At 47.0% G+C, this 7,599-nt stretch carries 8 protein-coding genes; all 8 read right to left on the reverse strand.

Going from position 1 to position 7,599, the window contains the following annotated elements; all coding sequences use genetic code 11:
- Window positions 1–9 precede the first annotated feature (9 nt).
- The 8 genes from gloA to rsxA all read right to left on the reverse strand — a co-directional run bounded on the left by gloA (window position 10) and on the right by rsxA (window position 7,594).
- The gene (gloA, locus tag R7P35_RS11975) at window positions 10–426 is read right to left on the reverse strand and encodes a lactoylglutathione lyase (protein WP_017635317.1); all 417 of its coding nucleotides are present in this window, start codon (window positions 424–426) and stop codon (window positions 10–12) included.
- A 32-nt stretch (window positions 427–458) separates the two neighbouring features.
- Entirely contained in the window at window positions 459–1,100 is a 642-nt protein-coding gene (nth, locus tag R7P35_RS11980; protein ID WP_318092160.1) for an endonuclease III, read from the reverse strand.
- A gap of 64 nt (window positions 1,101–1,164) precedes the next feature.
- Complete coding sequence (locus R7P35_RS11985; protein WP_005380745.1) at window positions 1,165–1,857, reverse strand: electron transport complex subunit E; 693 nt, start codon at window positions 1,855–1,857, stop codon at window positions 1,165–1,167.
- Window positions 1,857–2,489, reverse strand: coding sequence for an electron transport complex subunit RsxG (gene rsxG / locus R7P35_RS11990; protein WP_205461160.1), 633 nt, complete (start codon window positions 2,487–2,489; stop codon window positions 1,857–1,859). The genes R7P35_RS11985 and rsxG overlap by 1 nt, the downstream gene beginning before the upstream one ends.
- 7 nt (window positions 2,490–2,496) lie before the next feature.
- A complete protein-coding gene (gene rsxD / locus R7P35_RS11995; RefSeq protein WP_005380749.1) occupies window positions 2,497–3,543 on the reverse strand; it encodes an electron transport complex subunit RsxD in 1,047 nt (348 codons plus the stop codon).
- Entirely contained in the window at window positions 3,543–6,407 is a 2,865-nt protein-coding gene (gene rsxC, locus R7P35_RS12000) for an electron transport complex subunit RsxC (RefSeq protein ID WP_213904876.1), read from the reverse strand. Before rsxC ends, rsxD begins: the two co-directional genes overlap by 1 nt.
- Window positions 6,408–6,415: 8 nt before the next feature.
- Window positions 6,416–7,012 (reverse strand): electron transport complex subunit RsxB, encoded by a 597-nt coding sequence (gene rsxB, locus R7P35_RS12005; RefSeq protein WP_005380760.1) that lies wholly within the window; start codon window positions 7,010–7,012, stop codon window positions 6,416–6,418.
- A gap of 3 nt (window positions 7,013–7,015) precedes the next feature.
- Window positions 7,016–7,594, reverse strand: coding sequence for an electron transport complex subunit RsxA (gene rsxA / locus R7P35_RS12010; RefSeq protein ID WP_005380762.1), 579 nt, complete (start codon window positions 7,592–7,594; stop codon window positions 7,016–7,018).
- Window positions 7,595–7,599 lie beyond the last annotated feature (5 nt).

Here is a 7,599-nt window from a genome sequence, read left to right on the forward strand (position 1 = left end):
AAGTGCCGCTTAGCCTTCAAGACCTGATGAAGCTTGCTTGTTTTGAATAAGCTCAATCATATAACCATCTGGGTCTTTTACGAATGCAATGTGCGTGCTTCCGCCTTTTACTGGACCTGGCTCACGCGTCACATTACCGCCCGCCGCTTTGATAGCGTCGCAAGTTGTGTAGATATCATCAACACCAATGGCGATATGACCAAAAGCAGTACCTAGGTCATACTCAGTTTTACCCCAGTTGTAAGTCAGTTCGATCACTGCACCTTGGGATTCGTCACCATAACCAAGAAACGCTAGCGTGTATTCGTACTCTTTATTTTCGTTAGTACGAAGCAGCTGCATGCCCATAACTTCAGTGTAAAACTTGATGGATTTGTCTAGATCACCTACGCGAAGCATAGTGTGGAGAATTCGACCGTTTGACATTTTTTGCTCCTAGCTTTGATTTACAAATAGCATTAGCTATCTGGGTATACTTTCTCTTTATATTCGCACAAATCTTCGATAATACAGCTACCGCAGCGAGGCTTTCTTGCTACGCACGTATAACGACCATGAAGAATGAGCCAGTGGTGCACATCGAGTTTGAACTCTTTTGGCACAACTTTTAATAGCTTCTGCTCGACATCATCAACCGTTTTTCCCATCGCAAATTTAGTGCGATTCGACACGCGATAAATGTGCGTATCGACGGCAATAGTTGGCCAACCAAAAGCGGTGTTGAGCACGACGTTTGCGGTCTTGCGACCTACGCCTGGTAGCGCTTCTAACGCGGCACGATCTTCAGGAACTTCACCATTGTGTTTTTCCAACAAGATCTTACAAGTCTTGATTGTGTTTTCTGCCTTTGAGTTAAACAAACCGATGGTCTTTATGTATTCTTTTAAGCCATCGACTCCCAAATCAAGAATGCTTTGAGGTGTATTCGCTACAGGGAAAAGCTTGTTGGTGGCTTTATTGACGCTTACATCGGTTGCTTGAGCTGATAGTAATACAGCGATTAGCAGCTCAAAAGGGGAGCTCCAGTTAAGCTCAGTTTGAGGATTCGGATTGTTTTCTCGTAATCGCTCAAGAATTTCGATTCTTTTTATTTTGTTCATTGCTGACTTCCAATACCGTCTCTGCGGTTTATGAAAAAGGCTCCTATGACAGAGCCTTATCTTGTTATGCGTTAGTGACGCGAGCACGTTCTATGGTTGGTTTTTCTTCTTTTGGTTGACGTGCCTGAATTGAATTATCTATGACATTTTTGAGCGCTATCAACAGCCCAACACCGATAAATGCACCAGGTGGGAGAAGCGCTAACAGGAAGCTATTGTCAAATTGGAAAACTTGAATCCGTAGAGCTGAAGCCCAGTCTCCTAGGAGAAGGTCTGCTCCGTCGAATAGTGTGCCATTACCAATCAATTCGCGCATGGCACCTAAAACAACCAAGACGCTCGTCATACCAAGGCCCATCCACAAACCATCTAGCGCAGCGGGTGCAACATCATTTTTTGACGCGTAAGCTTCTGCTCGGCCAATAATAATGCAGTTCGTTACAATCAGAGGAATAAAGATACCTAGAGACAGGTACAAACCGTACGCATAGGCATTCATTAACAACTGAACGCAGGTAACGAGTGAGGCAATGATCATAACGAATACAGGTATACGGATCTCTTTTGGCACATAGTTACGAATAAGAGAAACTGTTACGTTGGATCCAACTAGCACGAGTAAGGTTGCAATACCAAGACCTAATGCATTGGTTATCGTGGAAGAAACCGCTAGCAGTGGACATAAGCCCAGCAGTTGTACGAGAGCGGGGTTGTTACTCCACATACCGTTTTTCATCAGTAATTTATTCTCATTCATTACTGCTCTCCTTCACAGCCTAACGGCTGGTTAAGAATGTCTTCACGAGATTGGTTTACGTAGTTTACGGTATTTCGCACCACTTTTACGACGGCTCTTGGCGTGATCGTTGCACCAGTAAATTGATCGAAATCGCCGCCATCTTTACGAACTTTCCACGAATTCCAATTGTTTTCCGTGACTTGTTTTCCTGTAAAGCTCAGGATCCAGTCGGTGACACGAAGATCGATTTTATCGCCCAGACCAGGGGTTTCTTGGTGGTTTAGGACGCGTGTCCCCAAAATATTGCCCTGATTATCAATCCCAGTAATCACTTTTATCTCACCATTGTAGCCATCTGGCGCGATAGATTCTATTGCGATTGCTATTGGTTCACCATTCTTCGTGGCGAGGTAGGCTGGCATCGCACGTAATGTCCCCAGATCTGGAGACGTGACCATTGTACAAGCTTGCGTGAGTGCGTTGTCATGCATGTTTTCTGGAATGACTTGATTCAAAACAGAAAGTAATTGTTTTTGCTCTTGTACCTTGATTTGGTCTTTTGTTAGGTACTGAGTAAGGGCGACTAATCCGGTTGTTGCACATGCAAATATCGCGAGTGTCAGACCATTTTTTCTAATAGCGGTTAACATGTTTACCTCAGTGACCGTAAGTTCTAGGTTTGGTGTAGTAATCGATCAGTGGCACACACATATTTGCAAGCAACACTGCAAATGCAACACCATCTGGGAAACCGCCCCAACTGCGAATGATAAAAACCAAAGCACCAATAAGCGCACCGAAGATTAAACGTCCTTTGACGGTGGTAGACGCCGAAACGGGATCGGTTGCAATAAAGAATGCGCCAAGCATGGTTGCACCAGATAACAAGTGTAAAATTGGCGACGCAGTTTCCCCTGGCGTCAGCAACGTGAACACTAGGCTAAACAGAGTCAGACTCGCAAGGAAACCTGCTGGAATATACCATTGGATGATACGCTTTTTGATCATGACTATGCCGCCAAGAAGGTAAGCAAGGTTTACCCATTGCCAACCAATACCACCTAAGCCATCAAATATCGGCTGCGACATTACTTCGCTTGGAGTGGCACCTGTAAGAATGCCAGTCTTAAATGCATCAAGTGGTGTCGCCATTGTCACACCGTCAACACCTGAGCGAACTTGCTGAAGTGATAAGCCGTCGTAATCATAGCCCGTAAAAATTAAAGAGAGTGTATCTGCAAAATTTACATGATCAGGTATGAGTGATGTCGGTGCACTCCAACTCGTCATTTGTACTGGGAAAGAGATCAACAAGACCACATAAGCGACCATTGCAGGGTTGAATAAGTTTTGTCCAAGGCCACCATAGAGGTGTTTAGCGATTACTATCGCAAAAATAAGCCCGATCACCATAATCCACCACGGAGACCATGGTGGTATAGCAACGGCTAACAACCAAGCGGTAACTATTGCACTGTTATCACGTAGCGCTCTCATTGGTGAGCGTTTACGACAGATCATGACTAAGGCTTCAAGGGATACAGCGACTGCAATGGCAAAAATCAGCTGAATAAGCGTACCCCAGCCAAAGAAGTAGGTTTGAGCTACTAAACCTGGAAGTGCGCAAAGTGCCACCCATTTCATTAAGTCTGGCGTACTACGACGACTGTGGGTATGCGGTGAACTGGCAATAAAAAACGACACTACTCGTTCTCCTCAGTATTATTTTTATTAGCTTCTTGTTGCGCTTTGCGTGCCTTCGCGCGCGCAATTGCTGCGGCAACCGCGGCTTTCTTCGGATCCACTTCTGGGTCTTCGGAGGTTGCTTCTTCAACAGGCTCTGTTTGCGTTTCTGGCTTCGCTTTGCGCGCTTTGGCTCGAGCGATAGCAGCAGCCACGGCGGCTTTTTTCGGATCGTCGGTTTGCTCGGCAGGTGCTTCAGCTTCTTCCGCTTCAGTTGAGTCTGCTTGTTTCGCTTTACGAGCCTTCGCGCGTGCAATTGCTGCGGCAACCGCGGCTTTTTTCGGATCCACTTCTGGTTCTTCAGAAGTTGCGTCTTCAACAGGCTCAGTTTGCGTTTCTTGCTTCGCTTTGCGCGCTTTGGCTCGAGCGATGGCAGCAGCCACGGCGGCTTTCTTCGGATCTTCGGTTTGCTCGGCAGGTGCGTCAGCTTCTTCCGCTTCAGTTGAGTCTGCTTGTTTCGCTTTACGCGCTTTGGCACGTGCAATGGCAGCAGCCACTGCGGCTTTCTTCGGATCGTCGGTTTGCTCAGCAGGTGCTTTAGCTTCTTCCGCTTCAGTTGAGTCTGCTTGTTTCGCTTTACGTGCTTTGGCACGTGCAATCGCGGCAGCCACGGCGGCTTTTTTCGGATCTTTGGTTTGCTCGGCAGGTGCTTCGGCTTCTTCCGCTTCAATTGAGTCTGCTTGCTTCGCTTTTCGTGCTTTGGCACGTGCAATCGCAGCAGCCACTGCGGCTTTTTTCGGATCTTCGGTTTGCTCGGCAGGTGCGTCAGCTTCTTCCGCTTCGGTTGAGTCTGCTTGCTTAGCTTTGCGCGCTTTGGCTCGAGCAATTGCAGCGGCAACTGCGGCTTTTTTCGGATCGTCGGTTTGCTCAGCAGGTGCGTCAGCTTCTTCCGCTTCAGTTGAGTCTGCTTGCTTCGCTTTACGTGCTTTGGCACGTGCAATGGCAGCAGCAACCGCGGCTTTTTTCGGATCGCCGTCTTGCTGCGCAGACGTTTCCGATTCTACAGATTCAGTTGAATCTTCTTGTTGTGCTTTTTTCGCTTTAGCTCGGGCGATGGCGGCCGCAACTGCCGATTTTTTATCATCAGCGTTATTGTCTGGCGTTTCGCCTTGTTCTTTTTGCGCTTTACGTTCGCGAGCAAGACGTTTGCGTTCTTCGCGCAGTTTTGCCATTTCTGAGTTATCAGGTTCACTAGAGCCTGCTTTAGCTGCTGCCGCTTGTTTAGCCTTCGCTTTGGCAATGGCTGCCGCTACGGCTGGTTTTACTGCTGGCTCTGCTTTTTCAGTGGTTTCTGTCTTTTGAGCTTTCACTCGTGCGATCGCTGCTGCTATCGCATCATCGCTACCAGAAGACTTCATCTCTTTTCGGCGTTGATCGGCAGCTTTCTTGAAGCGATTTTCACGTTCTGCTTTTTCGCGTTCCATACGCGCTTTTTTCTCTTCAAAACGCAGTTTTGCTCGCTCTGCAGCTTCCGCTTCTTGTGTTCTAGTTCTAATTTCTGCTTTCGCTTGGCGGTAGTACTGTACGAGCGGAATTTCACTTGGACATACAAACGCACAAGCGCCGCACTCGATACAATCCTTTAAGTTTAATTCTTCGAGTTTGTCATACTCTTCAGCTTTCGCATGCCATTGCAGTTGTTGAGGCAGCAGCGAAGCAGGGCATGCTTCGGCACATTGGCTACAGCGAATACATTCCATCTCATACTGGTGCGGAGAGATCTCACGACGAGTCGGAGCAAGGATACAGTTTGCTGTCTTGGTAATCGGCACTTGGGAGTGAGGAAGGGTAAAGCCCATCATTGGCCCACCCATAATTAAACGCTGTAACTTCTTATCTGCTTTATAGCCAAACTCATCCAACAGTGCTTGTACTGGTGTCCCTAATAGTGCCCAAACGTTGCATGGTTGTTTGAAGGTTTTACCAGTGAGAGTCACGATGCGTTTTATCATCGGTTCACCGTCGATGACTGCGCGTTTTATAGCGTAAAGAGAACCAACATTCTGAACCAAAATACCAATATCGGCTGGAATCGCGCCACTTGGCACCTCTTTATTGGTTAAAATTTTGATCAGCTGTTTTTCACCGCCAGAAGGGTATTTAGTTGGGATAACGCGAATAACGATATCTTTGTTTATAGCCGCAGCTTCTAGCGCTTTGATTGCTTCTGGTTTGTTGTCTTCAATGCCAATAATCGTGAGCTTTGGTGTCAGGATATGTTCGACAATTTCGATACCTTGAATAAGCTCTTCGGCATGTTCTTGCATGAGCTTGTCATCAGACGTGATGTATGGCTCGCACTCTGCTGCATTAACGATAAGAATCTCGGTACGAGCAAAACCTGATTGGATTTTTTTTGCAGTAGGGAAGCCTGCGCCACCCATACCAGAAATACCAGCGAGACGAATAATATCAATCAGTGCGTCAGGGGTTTTTTGTTGGTAATCTGCGACGGGGTTTCTTTCACACCATGCATCTTTCCCATCAGGCGTGATGACTGCGCACAACTCACTTAACCCAGAAGGGTGCGCGACAGTTCGTGGCTCAATCGCGGTGAGCGTACCTGATGTTGGAGCATGCACTGGAACCGTAAAGCCGGTCTCCGATTGCGTTAATGGCTGACCTTTTAATACGTAGTCACCTTCGGCAACCAGTAGGTTACCCGCTTTACCAATGTGCTGTTTTAGCGGCAATACAATTTCTGACGGGATCGCCGCATGAGCGAGTTCAGTTTTGTTGGACTGCTTTTTATTTTCTGCCGGATGCACACCACCTGGGAAATCCCAAAGCGCGCCTGTACGAATTTGTTCAATCAAAGACAACATGTGAAACCTTACTTAATTGAATCTTTCACGTTCGCTGCATTGTCGGCAGCATCCGTAATGTTAAGTACTGGAATGGAGTGAAGTTGCCACTTCCAGCTTTCGGTGGTCGTTGCCACAGGAATCATTTCAATACAATCAGTCGGACATGGGGCAACACACAAGTCACAGCCCGTACATTCGTCTTTGATTACGGTATGGACCGCTTTTGTTCCACCTACAATTGCATCCACCGGACACGCCTGAATACACTTAGTGCAGCCAATACACATGTCTTCATGAATAAACGCAACGGTTGGAATTTTGCTGTCGAGATCGTGCGCAGATTCTTCTGGCTCAACACCCATTAAGTCGGCGAGCTTTTCGATTGTTGCCTGACCACCAGGGGGACATTTGTTTATGTGGTCGCCATTTGCAATTGCTTCAGCATAAGGGCGGCAACCAGGGTAGCCACATTGACCGCATTGAGTTTGCGGTAAAATGGCGTCGATTTGATCCACAATAGGGTCCGCTTCAACTTTAAAGCGAATAGAAGCAAAACCAAGTATCGCGCCGAAAATCGCAGCCAGAACCGCTAACGCGATAATCGCAATTAAAATCGTACTCATCGCTTACTTCACCAAACCTGTAAAGCCCATAAAGGCGAGTGACATTAAACCTGCTGTAATCATTGCTATTGATGCACCTTTAAAAGGTACAGGAACGTCGGCGGCGGCTATGCGCTCTCGCATGGATGCAAAAAGTATCAACACCAATGAGAAACCAACAGCGGCGCCGAAGCCGTAGATGATCGATTCAATAAAGTTATGGTTTTCATTAATGTTAAGAAGTGCCACGCCCAATACTGCGCAGTTTGTTGTGATCAGCGGTAAGAAAATGCCAAGCAAGCGATAAAGCGTCGGGCTGGTTTTGTGCACAACCATTTCGGTGAACTGCACCACAACGGCTATCACCAAAATAAAACTCATGGTTCGAAGGTACTCAATACCCAGTGGACGAAGGATGTAGCTTTCCACTAAATACGCACACACTGACGCGAGCGTTAGCACAAAAGTTGTCGCTAAGCCCATACCTATTGCTGTTTCCAGTTTTTTGGACACACCCATGAAAGGACATAGGCCCAAAAACTTCACCAGTACAAAGTTGTTCACCAGCACAGTGCCGACCAACAACAAAACATATTCGGTCATAGTTA

Source organism: Vibrio sp. Vb0304 (assembly GCF_033338995.1).
Lineage (GTDB): Bacteria > Pseudomonadota > Gammaproteobacteria > Enterobacterales > Vibrionaceae > Vibrio > Vibrio alginolyticus.